Below are 16091 nucleotides of genomic sequence, written 5' to 3'. Positions count from 1 at the left end.
GGGGTCCGCCGGGCTAGCCGACCCAGCGCCAGAGGCCGGCTGGTATACCCGCCAGCGGCAGGTGGACCCAGCTCAACAAGGCCCAGAGCACCAGCGCGGCGATCCAGATCCTCGCACCCGCAGCACCCAGCCTGCTCCAGCGCGGCCAGTAGGAGGTGTGCGCTTCCCAGGCCTGCCAGTCCTCGCCCATCAGCGCGCGCTTCTTGCGGTCCTGCAGATGCGCGCCGAGCAGCGCGAGGGTCAGAATCGCCAGCCCGACGACATTGGTGCGCCAGCTCCACCACAGGAGGATGTGCGACACCGCCCAGAGTGCGAAGCTCCACATCATCGGGTGGCGGGTGATGCGGAAGACGCCCTTGGGCGCGGCACGCGCCGCGGCGGCGGCGCCGGGGGTTGGCATCGCGGGATTGCCGGGGGTGAGCGAGCCGATCAGCAGCACCAGCGCAGGCAGGGTTATCAGCGTCGAGAGCAGCCAGCCGAGCTCGCCGCTGCCGCCCAGATCGCCGGGAGGCGCGGCCTTGAACGCCAGCACCATCCAGACGAAGGCCGCGAGGCTGACCAGCGTGTAGGCAAGCATGAAACCGTTCTGCCCGAGCTTCATCAGCCAAGGCCGCAGAGGGTGCGACATCGCGAAATGCGTGCCGACGAAGGCGAGGCTGCCGGCAATCAGCTGGATCAGCGCCGGGTCGAGTGTCCCGCCGCCCGCGCCTGTCAGCTCTCCGCCCATCGCCTTCCCCCCTATCCAGCGTCTATCCAGCGTCTGTCTAGCGTCCCCCGATACCGATCAGCTCGACCTTGAAGACCAGCGTCGCGCCGCCCGGGATCGGACCCTTGCCGACCGGACCATAGCCCAGATCGGCGGGGACCGCGATCTCGATCGTATCGCCCACGCCCATTTCGGGGATCGCCACCTGCCAGGCGGGGATCAACCGAGCGAGCGGGAAGGTCGCGGGCTCGCCGCGTTCGTAGGAGCTGTCGAACACCGCCCCGTCGATGAAGCGGCCCTCGTAATGGACGGTCACCTCGTCGGCGACACTCGGGCGCGCGCCGCTGCGGTCGCCCTCGAGCAGCCGCCAGCGCAGGCCGCCCTCCATCCAGTGCCAGCCGTCCGCAGCTTCGAGCCCGCCCAGATAGGCCTGCTGCGCGCTGTGCCAGGCGAGATCGTTCGAACGGTCGGGCGCTTCGTCCTGCGCGGTCGCGGCATAGAAGCCGACCGCCGCGAAGGCCGCGCCGAGCGCGATGAGGGTGGTCCGCATGTCTTTCAGGTCCTCACCAGTCGTAGGCCTTGGGCAGGGTGCTCTCGTCGAGATCGCGATAGCGCTCCTTGAGGCGGCTCTGGTGGTTGTCGAGCGGCTGTTCGACCCCGTCGATGAACACCCGCACCGGCATGGCGCCAAGCTCGAGCGGATCGCCGTCCCAGATCACCACATCGCCAACCGCATTGGGTGCGAGCACCCCCGCGCGCCCGCCCATGCCGCTGATCTCCGCCGGGATTGAGCTGATCGCGGCGAAGGCCTGGCCCCAGCTCAGCCCCGAGGCACCCGGCACCCGCGACAGCGCGACGAGATTGCCCGCATACTGGTTGAGATTGCGGGGATTTTCCATCGAGGAGGCGTTGATCGCCACCTTGACCCCGGCGGCCACCATGCGGCCGATGTTCGACTGCGTGCTGGCCAGTTCCTCGAAGTTCTCGGGCAGGTCGTCGAGACCGTCGGCGATCACCGGCACGCCCGAGGCCGCGATCTCGCGCGCCACCAGCCAGCCCTCGCTGGCGCCGACGAGCACGAGGTCGAGCGACGGGAATTCGCTGCGCAGCGCGAGGACGCTGCGGATGTCCGAAGCGCGTTCGACCGCGACATAGAGCGGCTGTTCGCCGCGAACCACCGGGACCAGCGCGGCGGCGTCGAAGCGGGTGAGCAGGACATCGTCGCCGCGCACCGCGTCATCGCCCGCCATGCGCGGATCGATCGGCAGATCGTCGCCGGTGCGGATATCGCCCGGGCGAGAGGCGCGGCCGGGAATGCTGGCGTCCTCGCCGAACTGAGTCGCCTCGCGCAGCGCGTTGCGCAGCAGCGCATGCGTCGCGGTGCGGCTGCCGCCCGCGAGCCGGGCGCCGCTCTCTCCCAGCGCCACGACCTGGAAGGCGCGGGGACGGACAACCGCCTGCGGGTCGGCGCCAAGATCGATGATCGCCCCCTGCCCGCCGAAGATCGAGCTTGCGGGCATGGTCACGCTGGTGGCGCGGGTCACGCCGGCGGCGCGGTGGACGAGAATGTGCTGCGAGCTGGGATTGATCGCGGGCGCAGCATCGAGCGCGGCGCTGAAGGGCGAATCGCCCGCCCGCGTGTCGTTCGATTCGCTGACCGCGCCGACGTCGGAAAGGCCGAGCGTGGTGACCGTGGCGAAGAGCCCGGGGGTGACCCAGCGGCCTTCGGCATCGATGGCGGTCCCGCCGGCAGCGGGTGCGCCGGCGCCGACCGAAACCACCCGGCCGCCGCGCACGACGACATGGCCATTCTCGATCGGCTCGCTTCCGTCGCCGGTGACGACGGTGGCGTTGGCGATGGTGAAATCCTGCGCGGCGGCCGGGACGGCGATGGCACAGGCCGCCGCGGCGGCGAGAAGCGTGCGCTTGATCATTTCACGTCTCCTTCACCGGGCTGGCCGAGCTCGAAATCGCTTACCGGGCGGCGCTTGCGGTCGAGCGCATCGAACATCAGCGCGCCGTCGATCCAGACCTTCTCGGGGCGCGAATAGACCGAGAGCGGATCGCCGTTCCACAGCACCACATCGGCCATCTTGCCCGCCTCGAGGCTGCCGGTCTGATCGGCGATACCCATCGCCTTGGCGGCGTTGAGCGTGATCCAGCCGATCACGTCGCCATCGGAAATCTCCATCCCCATCCGGCGTCCGGCGGCCTGCGCCTTGGCCGCCTCCTGGTTCAGGCGCTGGATGCCGTTGGCATCGTCGGAATGGATGACCACGCAGGCGCCGGCCTGGTTGAGCAGCGCAGCGTTCTCGAGGATGCCGTCATAGGCTTCCATCTTGAAGCCGTACCAGTCCGCCCAGATCGCGCTGCAGACGTCGTTCTCGCGCAGCAGATCGCCGATCTTGTAGGCCTCGACCGCGTGGTGGAAGGCGGTGACCTTGTAGCCCATCTCCTTGGCCATATCCATCACCAGCGCCATCTCGTCGGCCCGGTAGCAATGGTTGTGGATGAGGATCTCGCCGTCGAGCACGCCCTTGAGCGTTTCCTTGCCCAGATCGCGCTTTTCGCCGTCATAGGCCTTGGCATCGAGCCACATCTGCCGGTTGACCGCGAAATTGCCCATGCGGGTGGAGGGCATCCGCCCCCTGCCGCCGTAGACGCGCTTGGGGTTCTCGCCGCAGGCCATCTTCATGCCGTAGGGCGCGCCGGGGAACTTCATCCCCTGTACCGTCCGCGCGGCGACGTTCTTGAGCGTCACGGTGCGTCCACCGGTCAGATTGGCCGAGCCGGGCAGGATCTGCAGGCTGGTCACGCCGCCATTGGCAAGCGCGCGCGAAAAGCCCGGATCCTGCGGCCAGACCGAATGCTCCGCCCAGACTTCGGGGGTTGTCGGGCTGGTCGCCTCATTGCCGTCCGAATGGGCTTCGACGCTGGGGGTCGGATAATCGCCGAGGTGCGAATGGATGTCGATCACCCCGGGGGTCACGAACTTGCCGGTGGCATCGACGCGGTCGTAGCCCTCGGTCGAAAGCGAGGAATCGCCCACAGCGACCACCTTGCCGTCGCGGAACAGCACCGTGCCATTGTCGATCTGCCCGCCCGTGCCGTCGAACACGGTCGCGCCCACCAGCGCGATCGGGCGCCCGGGATAGGGGCGGTAGGTCGAGGCATAGGGCGAGCCGGTCTCGGCTGCAGTGCTGGACGATGTCGCGCTGCGGTCGGCGCCGTCGGTGGTGGCGCAGGCGGCGAGCGCGCTGCTCGCCAGCAGGCATGCCGCTAATCTGGCTGGAAGTCTCATCGTGCCCCTCGTTTCGTCTCGTGAAGTCGTAGCGGAATTGAAAGAGGCCGGAGCGTTGCGCCCCGGCCTCCTTGATAGCCTTATCGGCGATTGTTGCCGGGCGCACCGGGGATCTGTGGCGCGGTGGCGGGGTGTACCCCGGCCTCCTGCGCCTCGATCCCGGCCTGCTTCTGGCCCTCGAGATCGTCGCCGACATTGTCGTCCACCAGCGTGTCGAGATGCATCAGCTTCTTGATCAGCGGGCTGACCACCATGACCGCGACACCGATCCCGACCGCGTACCAGCCGACGGTGCTGTAGACGTCGAGCACGACCTGCTTGCCCGCTTCCTCGCCAACGCCTTCGCCCCCGGTCGCCGAAGCGATCAGGCCGGCGGCGAAATTGCCCGTCGCCGAGGCGAAGAACCAGGTGCCCATGATCAGGCTGGCCATATGCGTCGGGCTGAGCCGGTTCATTGCCGAAAGGCCCACAGGCGACAGGCAGAGTTCGCCGGTGGTGTGGAGCAGATAGACCAGGAAGATGAAGAGGACCGGGGTCGGGACGTTGAGACCTGCGGTTTCCGAACCCCACACCAGGACGAGGAAGCCGAGACCGACCTGGATGACGGCGAGCCCGAACTTGAGCGGGGTCGACGGTTCCAGGCCCTTCCGGGCCAGCGTCTGCCAGGTGAAGGCGAAGACGGGTGCGAGCAGAACGATATAGATCGCGTTGATCGACTGGAACATCGAGGCATTCACGCCCTGAGTGTCGACGTGACGGTCGGTGAACAGGTTGAGCGAAGAGCCGGCCTGTTCGAAAAGCGCCCAGAAGACGATCGAGGTCAGGATGAGGAACATCGCCGCGAAGATGCGGTCACGCTCGTCCGGAGCAAGTTTGGTGACTGCTGTGAACAGTACGTAGAGCACCAATCCGCCGCCGAACCCGCCGACCACGTAGCCGACCATCTCCTGATACTGGATCGCCGCCCAGCACAGCAGGACCATGGCCAGACCGGCACCGTAGATCGCCCATTCCTTGAAACCCTTGATCTTCTCCGGGTCCTTGGGTTCGCCCTTGCCGAGCAGCAGCGGCTTGCCGAGAACGAAGAAAACCAGACCGATCAGCATGCCGAAGCCGGCGAGGCCGAAGCCGTATTGCCAGCCATAGGTCTGGCCCAGATAGCCGCAGATGATCGACGCGGTCGCCGCGCCGACGTTAATGCCCATGTAGAAGATGGTGTAGGCCGGGTCGCGGCGGACGTCGGTGCGCGAATAGAGCTGGCCGACGATGACCGAGATGTTCGCCTTGAGGAAGCCCGAGCCCACGATGATCAGCGCCAGCGCAAGCCAGAACACGTTGATGATCGGATCGTCCTGACCGCCGCCGCCCTCGAACGCCATGAAGAAGTGGCCGATCGTCAGCAGGACGGCGCCGAAGAGCACAGCCTTGCGCTGCCCGATGTAGCGATCTGCCAGATACCCGCCGAGGACCGGGGTGATGTAAACGAGCGCTGTATAGGCGCCGTAGATGATCGAGGCCTCGCTGTCCGAAAACAGCCAGTGTTGCACGAGGTAGAAGATCAGCAGGGCGCGCATGCCGTAGTAGGAGAAACGCTCCCACATCTCGGCCATGAAGAGCAGGAACAGCCCCTTGGGGTGGCCGATGACCTCTTCCTGCGGGCGGGTGACGAGCACCATGCCGCCAATCAGGAAGCTGGCGAGAGCGATCACCGCCACCCTGAACGCCCACATCTCGAATGCGGAACCGAATGTGAAGAAAAGACCCTCGACCATGGAAATTCCAACCCTTTGCGTACCGACCTGATCTTGCGTGCCAGGCCTCCCAACCGCGCGCACCCTAGCGACTCGCGTCATCATGTGAAGCATTAGTTACATCGGCCACCGCTTGGGATGCGGATATCCGGCCCAGGTGGGAACCTTGCGCGCCGCGCTGTATTATGGCACTGCAGCAGCGTACCGTTTAGGAAATGCGATGAGCAACCCATCCAAGCCCGTCTATCTCAAGCTGCGCGACTTGATCGCCGCGGCGATCATTGATGGGCGCTATGCCGAGGGCAAGATGCTCCCCTCGGTGCGGGCGCTCGCGGCGGAGCAGGGAGCTAACCCGCTGACGGTTGCCAAGGCCTATCAGCAGTTCCAGTCCGACGGTCTGGTCGCGGTACAGCGCGGCGTGGGCATGTATGTCGTCGCCGGTGCCGCCGACCGGTTGCGCCGCAGCGAGCGGCAATCGTTCGTCGAGGAAGAATGGCCGCTCATTCGCGAGCGGATCGACCGGCTGGGGCTCGATGCCGAGGACCTGCTCGCTCCTGCCTGACCTCTTGCTGCCCCGGGGCGCCGCGTGAAATACATTCCTTTGTTAACTTGCCGCGACGGGACCTTTCTGGCAGGTCTGGGCCAAGGTCGGGACCGCGCGCCGGCCAACCGCCGGGTCGCACCACTGGAATTCAGCTGACATGCCGGACAGGCGGTCGGGAGAGCAACATGATACGATCCGAACTCCTGGCGGCGCTGGCAAAGGACAACCCGGACCTGCGCGCCGAAGAGGTCGAACAGGTGGTCGATATCTTCTTCGACGAGATCAGTCAGCGGCTGGCCGAAGGCGGCCGGGTCGAACTGCGCGGTTTCGGCGCCTTTTCCACCCGTGAACGCGAAGCCCGCAAGGGCCGCAATCCGCGCACCGGCGATCAGGTCGAGGTGCCGGCCAAGCGCGTGCCCTATTTTCGCCCAGGCAAGGAAATGCGGCGGGTCCTCAACGACGAATAGGTAGGAAGTGGCACCGGCCGAGACCGGTCTGCCTCACTCTCTCGCTTGTCGCCCCGCATCGGACTGGCTAACCCGCTCGCAAGTGCGGGTGTGGCGGAATGGTAGACGCCGGGGACTTAAAATCCCCTGATCCTTGATCGTGCGGGTTCGAGTCCCGCCACCCGCACCATTTCCGGTTAAAGATGGGCACCGCCTTCTTTGACCGAGCGACAGCGGCAGCACCGTGTGCGAGCGCGTCCTTGTCACCGGAAATCTCGATATGTTCTCCAACCCGAACTTCGCGGATGTATGCGCGTGCGATCTGCTGACGCGCCGTGTGGGCACTTTCCAACAGCTTCTGACAGACCAGCGCCCCAAACTTGCGAACGGCTGCTGGTGCTATCTGCGTAGGACCGCGCTCGACCTATTGACGCAGGACCTTGTGTGTTTCGTTGAAGCTATCGATTTCCACACGTCGCTTCTTGATGCGGCCAGCAATGTCCGGGTCACGTGCGGGCAAACTGACCGGATGCGAAAATCTCGCCTCCTTCGCGGCGTTGTCGAGGATCGAAGACCGCCGCCCAGCTTTTCCACGCCAATGCGGGCGCGGACGCTGGCGAGGGCGCGTTCCGGGGCTGAAGATCCGCAGCTGCTGACGGGTAAGAAGCTGCCCGCAACGATTACGCCGCCCAAGGTCCCGTGATCGCCATGGTTTTCGTGGGCGCATAGGCGTTGACGAAGAGCCATTTGCCATCGGGCGAGAAGCATCCGCCGGCCAACTCGGTCTGAAGTCGCAATCTGCCCAGATCATAGGCGTGGCCATTGGGCGTGATGCCCCGCAGATGGTTGTCCACCACCTCGGTATACTGGTCCTCGCAGACGATCAGGTGGCCATTGGGTGCAACGGTGAGGTTGTCGCCGTAATTGAACTGGTCCTCGCGTTCGCTCTCGAAGAACAGCTCGACGGCATCGGGCGAACCGCCGCGCCCGGGTATGAATTTGAAGATCTGGCCGAGCTTCTTCGCGCCGCCGTTGGTCGAGCAAACGAAGAGTTCGTCCGTGCCCATGTGGATGCCCTCGCCCCGCGCGACCGGGGTCGCGCCCTGTGCGAGCGCGCGGTGGCGCAGATCGTCCTTAGGCGCTTCGACCTCGTCCAGCGCAACCCAATCAACCGAATAGCGCCGACCGAGCGCCATCGCGGGGCCGTTCCAGTTGCGCGTGTCCGCGAGCCCCACGACCCGCATCGCTTCCAGCCGCCCACCCGCTGCAAGCTTGCCGGGGCTTGCGGGGATGAAGCGGTAGAGCACGCCGTCGTTGCGGTCCTCGGTCTGATAGACGATCCCGGTCGCCGGATCGACGCAGGCCGCCTCGTGGTTGAAGCGGCCCATCGCCTTGAGCGGCACGGGATCGACCAGGCCCGTCGCGGTGGCGGGCACCTCGAACACCCAGCCGTGGTTCTGCGCCAGCCCCTCGCCATAACGCTGCCCCGGGCCGGTGGGGGCTTCCTCGCAGGTCAGCCAGCTGCCCCACGGGGTGATCCCGCCCGAACAATTGCGGATCGTGCCCGCGAGACTGCGAAACTCGCGCTTGCGCTCGAGCGTCCGGGCATCGACCACGATATTGGTCGTACCGCCGGGCACGACCTGGCCATCGCGCGTCCCGTAGCCGGAGGCGAGCGGCCCGCCGGCGTCGTCGGTCGGAACCAGTTCGTGGTTGCGGATCAGCACGATCTCGTCATCGCCGAGCGGCAGACAGCCCATTCCGTCGGCCTTGTCGGGCACATTGCCACCATCGGCCATCGGGTCGCCGAGGCTGGAGATCAGCCGATACGAAAAACCTGCGGGCAGATCGAGCAGTCCCGCGGGATCGGGCAACAGCGGACCGTAGTCCGAAAAGGACGTGAGCGAGGACAGGGACGGAGCTGCCCGGCCCGCACAGCCGCTGAGCAGAAGTCCGGCGAATGCCGCGCCGGTGGTTCCGATGAAGCGGCGGCGATCGATGTTCATGGCGTCGTGATCCTTATGCAATGCTCAGCGCGGGTTCGCCCGCGGCGATGGTGGCCGTGGCCAGCGTGGCGATGGGCGCGTCGGGCGTGCTCACCGAACAGACGACCCTGAAGGCGCTCTCCCAGCTCTGCGGGGTGACCTCGCACAGCGTGTAGCCGCGCCGGTCGCCGGTGAACTTGAGGAACGGGTTGCGCTCGCGGATGCGATCCGCCCCGCTCCGGACATCGGCCCCGTCTCCGCCGGACGAAATCGAGGTGGTGACCAGCTCGACCGCAACCGCCTCGCCGTCGCCGCCGTCGGTGCGCAATTCGCCCGCGAAGGTCTGATGTTCGTCGCCGGTGAGGACGACCGCGTTCTTGCCGCGCAGCTGGCGCAGCAGCCGTTCGCGGGGGACATCGTAGGCGCCCCAGCTGTCCATGTTGCGGATTTCCTCCGGCTCGTCGCCGGTGCGGCGGTCGAGCGGCATGATCATCACCTGCTGCGCCAGCGCGTTCCAGCGCGGCCGGCGCTCGGCGAGGCCGGCGAACAGCCAGCGTTCCTGCGCCTCGCCAAGCACTGTCGCCGCGCGGTTCGTCACCACCTCGCAGACGGGCTTGAAGCCGTCGTCGCAGGGCTGGTCGCTCCGGAAGCTGCGCGTGTCGAGGACATGCAGATCGAGCAGACCCCCGAAACTGGCGCGGCGATAGGCGGCGATGCCGGTCTGTCCGGGGAGCGAACTGCGGCGCACCGGCATATGCTCGTACCATGCCTGCAGCGCCATCGCGCGGCGCAGCGCGAAGACTTCGGGCGGCGTGCCCTGCTGGTCCTGCAGCCTAACCCAATTGTTCTCGATCTCGTGATCGTCGAAGCTGGCGAACCACGCGGCCGCGGCATGCGCGGCCTGCAGGTCGGGGTCCATCTTGTACTGCGCGTAACGCTGACGGTAGTCGCCGATATCGTAGAGCATCTGCCCTTCATGCGCGCGGACGAAGCGGCGCGGCTGGCCGTCCCAGCCGATCGGCAAGGGCGAGCTGCGGTATTCGTAGATATAGTCGCCGTAATGGAAGACGAAGTCCGGATCCTCCGCGGCCAGATGGCGATAGGCGGTGTAGAGCCCATCCTCGTAATGCTGGCACCCGGCGACCGCGAAGCGCAGGCGATCGACCGAGGCAGCGGCGCCCGGAAGGGTGCGCGTCCTGCCGCGCATCGAGCGCTCGCGCCCGATCGCGAAGCGGTACCAATATTGCCGCCCCGGTTCGAGGCCGCCGACCTCGACATGCACGCTGTGGGAGAGTTCTGGGCGCGCGAGGGCGGTCCCGCTCGCGGCGATATCGCGCATCCGCTCGTCGCGTGCGACCTCCCATTCGACCTCGACCGGCGCCATCGGCATGCCGCCGTGCCGCTCGAGCGGGTCGGGCGCGAGCCTGGTCCAGATCACGAAGCCGTCCTCCGCAGGATCGCCTGACGCGATGCCGAGGCGGAACGGATAGGCGGTGAACAGCTGTTGTGCGCGCAGGATTGCCGGGCTCGCGGCAAGGATGGCCCCGGCGCCGAGGACGCCTCGACGGCTGATGCGGATGGTCATTCGGGTCTCCTGACGGGAGTGTATGTGTTTGGTCGCAAGCGCCGCTTCGCGAACCGGTATGACAGGACGGCGACACAATGTGAAACACAGTTGCCCGACACGCCTTGACGAGTCACACGTTATACCATCTCATTCTCAGTGTATAGCTGCGCAGGCGCGTTGCCCGCCATCCAGCCGATTGGAGATTCAAAATGCCCCTTCCCATACAGACGGCCGAGTTCTGGAATGACACCGCCGATCAATACGTCGCCTCCGCCGAACCCTTCACTGCGATGTTCTGCGAGGATGCGGCCGAATTGGCACAAATTGAACCAGGCTTGACCTTGCTGGACGTCGCCACCGGCCCCGGAGCACTCGCGCTGGCCGCCGCCCGGCGCGGGGCACGGGTGACGGCGATCGACTTCTCGCAAGCCATGGTCGATCGTCTCGCCGGGCGGATCGGCGAGCTGCCGATCGTTGCCCGGCAGATGGACGGACAGGCGCTCGCTCTGGATGACGCCAGCTTCGATCGCGTGTGTTCGGTCTTCGGTGTGCCTCTGTTCCCGGACTGGCGCGCGGGGCTGGCCGAAATTGCGCGCGTGCTGCGCCCCGGCGGGTTGGCGGTGGTGGCGACGGCCGACAATGGGCATGGTTTCGGCCCCAACCAGTTCCTCGCGATGGCGCGCGAGGAGGTAACGGGCGTTCCGGCGCCGGTGGAGATGGACGCCTGGGCCATTCTCGCCGACCGTGACCACTTCGCCAAAGAAATGCGGACGGCAGGGCTCGATCATATCGAGATCCACGAGAGAACTCACGTCTTCGAGGTCGACATGGCAGTCTTTACTCGGGACCATCCCATGATCTTGCGCAACCCCATGCTTGCTGGTCTCGCAGAGGCCGATCGCGACCGAACCATAGCCTTGGCCATCGAGCGAGCAGCGGGGCTATCGCACGATGGGAAGGCTCGCCTTCCCGGCACCGGACGCATCGCAACAGGAGCCATGCCGCGACTATGATACACCATAACATATCATTGACGCTCGGGCTGCGGCGGTTTAGTCCGCCCTGAACGAGCAGCAGTGTCGAAAATTTGGACTCTATCCTATGCATCCAGCCGTTCTCCAACATCGCGAAGGCGGCCCTGCGCCGAAGCCAATCGGGCTCGGTTGCAATCGGACCGTCCAATGCACGACCCAGCCAGACTCCCTCGGCGCAAACGAGCGGCGATGGCGCCGTGCGCACGACGAACCCGGCACCGCGCTCACTCTCGAAGATCGCGATATTTCTCATTTGGAATGGTCCATCGGCTGTCTGTCGGATCGATCCCTAGGGGTATCTCAACTTGGAGCAACAAACGGGCGGCGGCCTGAGAGACCGGCTCTCTCCGGCGTCGCCCTTGGTCGGCGTGACCAGCCGGGCGGCACGGCGCCCTTGGCTCGCCAGACCCGCGCACGCGCGGGAAATCCCCGATTATGCCCACTGAAGCCGGTTTCAACGCAATTACAACGCTGGTCACCATCCTCGCTCCCACGATGCACCCGTAGCACCAGCGCATCGCAATTCGAAGGATACACCAGTGACATACTCAGTACCCCGTCCGCGGGCCGCGCTTCATCTCGGCATCTCCATCTGTGCCACGCTGCTTCTGCTCGTTCCCATTGTGGATGCAGTAGAAGCCCGACCGCGCATTGCCGACGCTCCTGCGATCAAAGTGGCGCAGACGAGCGAAGAGAGTGGCCGGATCTGCGAATGGCGCAATGTCGGCCCCGCACATCACAACACGAAATCGCGCGGGACCAGATTCTGTCGCCCTGAGCCGAAGACCGCTCTCGCTGAGCGCGCTCCGGTCAAACCAGGCGAAGCAAAGCGCAATTGACGTCTTTCGAACGACAAAGGACAGCATCATGGCTCTCGCTGAATACATCTGGCTCGATGGAGCGGTTCCCACGCAGGCGTTGCGCGCGAAGACGCGCTTTCTCCCGCTCTCTGCAGAGCTCCCCGCGCCGGGTGACCTGCCGTACTGGAGCTTCGACGGCTCGTCGACCGGCCAAGCGGAAGGGTTCGATTCCGATTGCGGCCTCGTCCCCGTCGCGGTGATGCCCGATCCGCTTCGCTCGCCCGGCGACATTCTGGTCTTGTGCGAAGTGAGCGACGGCGATGGCCGATCGCATCGCGGCAACACCCGGGCTGGCCTGCGCACGGTGCTCGCCGCGGGCGCCGCGCTACGCGATGCCTGGATCGGTTTCGAGCAGGAATATGCGCTGATCCAGGACGGGCGGCCGCTGGGCTTTCCCGACCAGGGGCTGCCGCCGCCCCAGGGACCGTACTACTGTTCGGTCGGGAGCGATCGCGCCTTCGGACGCCAAATCGCCGAAGAGCATGCGCGTCTTTGTATCGATGCCGGGCTCATGTATTACGGCTTAAACGCCGAGGTGATGCCGGGGCAGTGGGAGTTCCAGATCGGCTACCGCGGCCTAGCGGAAGAAGATGCTGGCCTGCTCAACACCGCCGACCATCTTTGGATCGCGCGTTACCTGCTGCACCGGGTCGCCGAGCGGCACGGCGTGATCGCATCGTTGGCCAACAAACCGGTTGCCGGCGATTGGAACGGCTCGGGCATGCATACCAATTTTTCCTGTGCCGGCACCCGCGCTCCTGACGGAATGGCAGCGATCCACAAGGCCGAGCGTTTGCTGGCGCATGCTCACGAGGCTCACATCGCTGTCTACGGCGACGGCCTTGAGCAGCGGCTTACCGGTCTTCACGAAACCTGCTCAATCAGCGAGTTCAAGGCTGGCGGCGCGGATCGCGGGGCGTCGATACGGATCCCGCAGGATGTCGAGGGTAAGGGTCGGGGCTATTTCGAGGATCGCCGCCCCGGGGCCAATGCCGATCCCTATCTCGTCGCTGCGCGTCTCGCTGCAACCGTGTTCGAAATCGATATCGAAGCGGCGACCGGAATGGCCCTGGTCGCCTGACCGCGATCGCCCGACCGTCTTGGTCGCAGCCGGGCGCTTCATAAAAACAACTCCGGCGCCCGGCAGCCACATTGCCGAACAAGGAATTCGATCCCCATGAATGCCGTCATTGATCGTGCACAGCCGCGGAGACCTGCGCATTCCTATCGAAACCGGCAAGCATCTCGCTGCCGAGATCCCGAACGCGCGCTTCGCAGGGCTGGACAGCAGCAACCATCTGCTGCTGGGCCGCGAAACGGCCTCTGCCGAATTCGTCGCCCTGGTGCGCGATTTCGTCGCCAACTGAGCCGGTCGTCGGTCGCCGCATCAGGATTTCCACGCGGTACGCTGCGATTTCAACGCTGGCTCCAACGGCGCTTCCAACGGGCTCCCCCTACAAAGGCGCTCGGTGAAATGACGAGGAAGCGAGCGCCTGATCGATGGAACTTGAAACACGAATTGCTGCGATCGGTGCGCTGTGGTGCGATCTTTGCATTTTCGGCCCGGCCGCGCCGGCAATGCGTGTGCTCGACGGGTTGGGCAAGGTCCTGCCCGCGGGTGCTCGCATCGTCGTCATCACGGAAGACCCGGCCCAGCCGTTTTGCAGTGTGGGCGGAGCCAACGACCACGCGAGGGGAGAGAATTCCTTTGACCTAGAGCGCCTGGCGATTGTTTTTCGCCGTTGGCGCACGGGCCACGAGGTCCTGGTGCGGCGCGGCTGCCGAGTACAATCCTGTGAGGATTACACCGCGTTTGACGGTCGGAAGGGGCTCCTGATCTGCTACCGCAGCCTGACACTGCCCGACGCGCCCCGTCTGGTTCGCGCCGCGCGGATTATCGAGACCGCGGTTTCGAGCGAGCGGCATGAGGCAGGACCTTTCCCCAGGCCGCGGCTACGCCGTTCAATGCGGCTGAGCCCTCCTCGGCTCACAAGAGGCCAAGCCGCCCACGCTCTTCCCGCCCGGTGAAGGTCCAACACGGGTTTTCGGCCTTCGAAATCAGGCTTGCGCGATAGTAGGGCAAGCCCGTCCACGTTCATTTGGCCATAGGGCTATTTCTGACAGGGCGGCCTGCACTGTCGAACAATCCGATCTCGTTATCGACAACCGTCGAGGCGCAGGGGCAGGTAGGCTCTATGCGGCCAAGATTTGGCTGGGATGGCTCCGGCGTCGACGAGCCATGTTAGGCTAGGCTCAGAACCCATTAAGGGGATTCCCGGTGGCTCGATAATCTGATTCACTGGCAGCGCTGAGGAGGCGTTGTCTGGACCATGAGAAAGATGCGTGAACCAGAAGCCGGACTGAACGCAGACGCAGTTCTGCCAATCCACATTGTCCGCTTAGAGGCAAGGCAATGAGGCTGCCTAATGATCGGAATGAGGGCGCAAAGCGGACACGGCTAGGGGAGGGAGACGAGAATTTGCCGATGATTTGAGTGCCCACCTTTGTCCTTTATGGGGCGACACCGGGCCCGTCCAATCGAATTTCCGCTCTTCGCAGAATCGATAATTAGGGCGGCCTTAACCCTTTTCGGCCTAGCTGCATCTTGCGTCGCGCGACGAGACCATAGGGATGGCCTTGCCTGCGCTTCAGAGGTGGGCTCGCAAATGGATTCACTGTCGATCGACAGCACGGCTGGACGCGATGAAATCGCCGAAGCCGATCAGCGCGCTGCAAAGCGCTACACGTCGCTCATCCGCGCGGCGAAACTGGTGTCGGCGCATGGCGAATTCGTCTGCGTTATACGCGATGTTTCGAGCACCGGCATCTCGCTGCGCATGTTCCACGATGTTCCCGGCGACGAGATTATGGATCTCGAACTCCAGAACGGCGACCGCTACGAGTTGCGCAAGGTTCGCTCCAATGCGCGCGAGGCGAGCTTTACCTTTGCCGATGAGGTGGAGGTCGAGGGTCTGATCAGTGAGACCTGGAAATATCCCAAACGGCAGCTAAGGCTCAATCTGGTCATCCCGCTCAGCGTCACGACGCTCGCGGGTAAATGCGAGGCGGTCACCTCCAACCTTTCGCAGCAGGGCGCCTCGATCGAATGCGATGCGCGCCTGGCGCTCGATCAGACGGTCCGCCTTCAGGGCAAGCACATGCCGGAAGTCCGGGCTAAAGTGCGCTGGCGCAAGGACAATTGCTACGGCGTGGTGTTCGACAACACGTTCACGCTGCGCGAATTCGGTGTGCTGGCAGCCCAATTTCAATGCCCCTCTCTGGTAAGGAGCGACGAGGCCTGACGAAGCGCCCGGGGGACGCAGCGGCGCAGGCGGACGGCATGCCGCTGGCGAAGCGTCAGGCGGGCAAGAAGTCCATCGCCACGCCATTGATGCAGTGACGCTTGCCGGTCGGCTTGGGGCCGTCGTCGAAGATATGCCCGAGGTGGCCGCCGCAATCTCCGCAATGCACTTCGGTGCGCGCATAGCCCAGCTTGCGGTCGCGCGCGGTCCCGACCGCGCCGGGAACCGCGGCCCAGAAACTGGGCCAGCCGGTGCCGCTGTCGAATTTGGTCCGCGACGCGTAGAGCTTGTTGCCGCAGCCGGCGCAGGCGAACAGACCCTTGCGGTTCTCCTTGTCGAGCGGGCTGGAATAGGCGCGTTCGGTGCCCTCCTGGCGCAGGACGTAGAATTCGGCGCGGGTCAGCTTCTGGCGCCATTGCGCCTCGCTCAGCTCGACCGGAAAGCTGCGCGCCTCGGCGACGCCCGCGCCGCAGGCCGAAAGAGCGGAGAAGGCGATCCCCGTACGGAACAGCGTCAGCGCGCGGCGGCGATCCAGTGCGAAAGCGGGCGAGGGGTGATCATGGTCCATGCGCCCATGGATGGCAGATCACCCCTG

Annotated in this window: 16 protein-coding genes and 1 tRNA gene; 9 read left to right on the top strand and 8 right to left on the bottom strand. The window is 65.4% G+C overall.

What is annotated here, in order from left to right:
• Positions 1 to 13: 13 nt before the first annotated feature.
• The 5 genes from ACQ5J0_RS05450 to ACQ5J0_RS05430 form a co-directional block, all read right to left on the bottom strand.
• Positions 14 to 727: an NnrU family protein gene (locus tag ACQ5J0_RS05450; RefSeq protein ID WP_462569521.1), complete on the bottom strand. Its 714-nt coding sequence runs from the start codon at positions 725 to 727 to the stop codon at positions 14 to 16.
• A gap of 37 nt (positions 728 to 764) precedes the next feature.
• Complete coding sequence (locus ACQ5J0_RS05445) at positions 765 to 1256, bottom strand: FKBP-type peptidyl-prolyl cis-trans isomerase (RefSeq protein ID WP_462569520.1); 492 nt, start codon at positions 1254 to 1256, stop codon at positions 765 to 767.
• A 13-nt stretch (positions 1257 to 1269) separates the two neighbouring features.
• Positions 1270 to 2640, bottom strand: coding sequence for an amidohydrolase family protein (locus ACQ5J0_RS05440; protein ID WP_462569518.1), 1371 nt, complete (start codon positions 2638 to 2640; stop codon positions 1270 to 1272).
• Entirely contained in the window at positions 2637 to 4007 is a 1371-nt protein-coding gene (locus ACQ5J0_RS05435; RefSeq protein ID WP_462569517.1) for an amidohydrolase, read from the bottom strand. Before ACQ5J0_RS05435 ends, ACQ5J0_RS05440 begins: the two co-directional genes overlap by 4 nt.
• Before the next feature lie 80 nt (positions 4008 to 4087).
• On the bottom strand, positions 4088 to 5779 hold the full coding sequence (locus ACQ5J0_RS05430) for a peptide MFS transporter (protein ID WP_462569516.1): 1692 nt from the start codon (positions 5777 to 5779) through the stop codon (positions 4088 to 4090).
• A gap of 199 nt (positions 5780 to 5978) precedes the next feature.
• Between ACQ5J0_RS05430 and ACQ5J0_RS05425 the strand changes: the two genes are divergently transcribed.
• The 4 genes from ACQ5J0_RS05425 to ACQ5J0_RS05410 all read left to right on the top strand — a co-directional run bounded on the left by ACQ5J0_RS05425 (position 5979) and on the right by ACQ5J0_RS05410 (position 7451).
• Positions 5979 to 6320 (top strand): GntR family transcriptional regulator, encoded by a 342-nt coding sequence (locus ACQ5J0_RS05425; protein WP_462569515.1) that lies wholly within the window; start codon positions 5979 to 5981, stop codon positions 6318 to 6320.
• Positions 6321 to 6487: 167 nt separating this feature from the next.
• Positions 6488 to 6769 (top strand): integration host factor subunit beta, encoded by a 282-nt coding sequence (locus ACQ5J0_RS05420; protein WP_462569514.1) that lies wholly within the window; start codon positions 6488 to 6490, stop codon positions 6767 to 6769.
• A gap of 84 nt (positions 6770 to 6853) precedes the next feature.
• Positions 6854 to 6938 (top strand) — tRNA-Leu (locus ACQ5J0_RS05415).
• A gap of 90 nt (positions 6939 to 7028) precedes the next feature.
• Entirely contained in the window at positions 7029 to 7451 is a 423-nt protein-coding gene (locus ACQ5J0_RS05410) for a hypothetical protein (protein ID WP_462569513.1), read from the top strand.
• Here ACQ5J0_RS05410 and ACQ5J0_RS05405 read toward each other — a convergent pair.
• Entirely contained in the window at positions 7429 to 8754 is a 1326-nt protein-coding gene (locus ACQ5J0_RS05405; RefSeq protein WP_462569512.1) for an alkaline phosphatase PhoX, read from the bottom strand. The genes ACQ5J0_RS05410 and ACQ5J0_RS05405 overlap by 23 nt on opposite strands.
• A 13-nt stretch (positions 8755 to 8767) precedes the next feature.
• Positions 8768 to 10318, bottom strand: coding sequence for an alkaline phosphatase D family protein (locus ACQ5J0_RS05400; RefSeq protein ID WP_462569510.1), 1551 nt, complete (start codon positions 10316 to 10318; stop codon positions 8768 to 8770).
• A 191-nt stretch (positions 10319 to 10509) separates the two neighbouring features.
• Here ACQ5J0_RS05400 and ACQ5J0_RS05395 point away from each other — a divergent pair, with 191 nt between their 5' ends.
• The 5 genes from ACQ5J0_RS05395 (at position 10510) to ACQ5J0_RS05375 (ending at position 15496) form a co-directional block, all read left to right on the top strand.
• Positions 10510 to 11313 (top strand): class I SAM-dependent methyltransferase, encoded by an 804-nt coding sequence (locus tag ACQ5J0_RS05395; RefSeq protein WP_462569509.1) that lies wholly within the window; start codon positions 10510 to 10512, stop codon positions 11311 to 11313.
• Positions 11314 to 12201: 888 nt separating this feature from the next.
• The gene (locus ACQ5J0_RS05390) at positions 12202 to 13275 is read left to right on the top strand and encodes a glutamine synthetase beta-grasp domain-containing protein (RefSeq protein WP_462569508.1); all 1074 of its coding nucleotides are present in this window, start codon (positions 12202 to 12204) and stop codon (positions 13273 to 13275) included.
• A 100-nt stretch (positions 13276 to 13375) separates the two neighbouring features.
• Entirely contained in the window at positions 13376 to 13561 is a 186-nt protein-coding gene (locus ACQ5J0_RS05385; protein ID WP_462569507.1) for an alpha/beta fold hydrolase, read from the top strand.
• A 133-nt stretch (positions 13562 to 13694) separates the two neighbouring features.
• Positions 13695 to 14222: a hypothetical protein gene (locus ACQ5J0_RS05380; RefSeq protein WP_462569506.1), complete on the top strand. Its 528-nt coding sequence runs from the start codon at positions 13695 to 13697 to the stop codon at positions 14220 to 14222.
• Between the two features lie 638 nt (positions 14223 to 14860).
• Entirely contained in the window at positions 14861 to 15496 is a 636-nt protein-coding gene (locus ACQ5J0_RS05375; protein ID WP_462569505.1) for a PilZ domain-containing protein, read from the top strand.
• Between the two features lie 55 nt (positions 15497 to 15551).
• Here ACQ5J0_RS05375 and msrB read toward each other — a convergent pair whose 3' ends face one another.
• Entirely contained in the window at positions 15552 to 16064 is a 513-nt protein-coding gene (msrB, locus tag ACQ5J0_RS05370) for a peptide-methionine (R)-S-oxide reductase MsrB (protein WP_462569504.1), read from the bottom strand.
• Positions 16065 to 16091: the final 27 nt, after the last annotated feature.

Source organism: Qipengyuania sp. SM2512, from assembly GCF_054954005.1.
Note: the sequence above shows the minus strand (reverse complement) of the source record. Positions and strands in the feature narration are given on the sequence as shown.

Coding starts and splice junctions, on each gene's coding strand:
- ACQ5J0_RS05450 (WP_462569521.1), bottom strand. CDS start 727: ATGGGCGGAGAGCTGACAGGCGCGGGCGGCGGGACACTCGACCCGGCG.
- ACQ5J0_RS05445 (WP_462569520.1), bottom strand. CDS start 1,256: ATGCGGACCACCCTCATCGCGCTCGGCGCGGCCTTCGCGGCGGTCGGC.
- ACQ5J0_RS05440 (WP_462569518.1), bottom strand. CDS start 2,640: ATGATCAAGCGCACGCTTCTCGCCGCCGCGGCGGCCTGTGCCATCGCC.
- ACQ5J0_RS05435 (WP_462569517.1), bottom strand. CDS start 4,007: ATGAGACTTCCAGCCAGATTAGCGGCATGCCTGCTGGCGAGCAGCGCG.
- ACQ5J0_RS05430 (WP_462569516.1), bottom strand. CDS start 5,779: ATGGTCGAGGGTCTTTTCTTCACATTCGGTTCCGCATTCGAGATGTGG.
- ACQ5J0_RS05425 (WP_462569515.1), top strand. CDS start 5,979: ATGAGCAACCCATCCAAGCCCGTCTATCTCAAGCTGCGCGACTTGATC.
- ACQ5J0_RS05420 (WP_462569514.1), top strand. CDS start 6,488: ATGATACGATCCGAACTCCTGGCGGCGCTGGCAAAGGACAACCCGGAC.
- ACQ5J0_RS05410 (WP_462569513.1), top strand. CDS start 7,029: ATGTTCTCCAACCCGAACTTCGCGGATGTATGCGCGTGCGATCTGCTG.
- ACQ5J0_RS05405 (WP_462569512.1), bottom strand. CDS start 8,754: ATGAACATCGATCGCCGCCGCTTCATCGGAACCACCGGCGCGGCATTC.
- ACQ5J0_RS05400 (WP_462569510.1), bottom strand. CDS start 10,318: ATGACCATCCGCATCAGCCGTCGAGGCGTCCTCGGCGCCGGGGCCATC.
- ACQ5J0_RS05395 (WP_462569509.1), top strand. CDS start 10,510: ATGCCCCTTCCCATACAGACGGCCGAGTTCTGGAATGACACCGCCGAT.
- ACQ5J0_RS05390 (WP_462569508.1), top strand. CDS start 12,202: ATGGCTCTCGCTGAATACATCTGGCTCGATGGAGCGGTTCCCACGCAG.
- ACQ5J0_RS05385 (WP_462569507.1), top strand. CDS start 13,376: ATGCCGTCATTGATCGTGCACAGCCGCGGAGACCTGCGCATTCCTATC.
- ACQ5J0_RS05380 (WP_462569506.1), top strand. CDS start 13,695: ATGGAACTTGAAACACGAATTGCTGCGATCGGTGCGCTGTGGTGCGAT.
- ACQ5J0_RS05375 (WP_462569505.1), top strand. CDS start 14,861: ATGGATTCACTGTCGATCGACAGCACGGCTGGACGCGATGAAATCGCC.
- msrB (WP_462569504.1), bottom strand. CDS start 16,064: ATGGACCATGATCACCCCTCGCCCGCTTTCGCACTGGATCGCCGCCGC.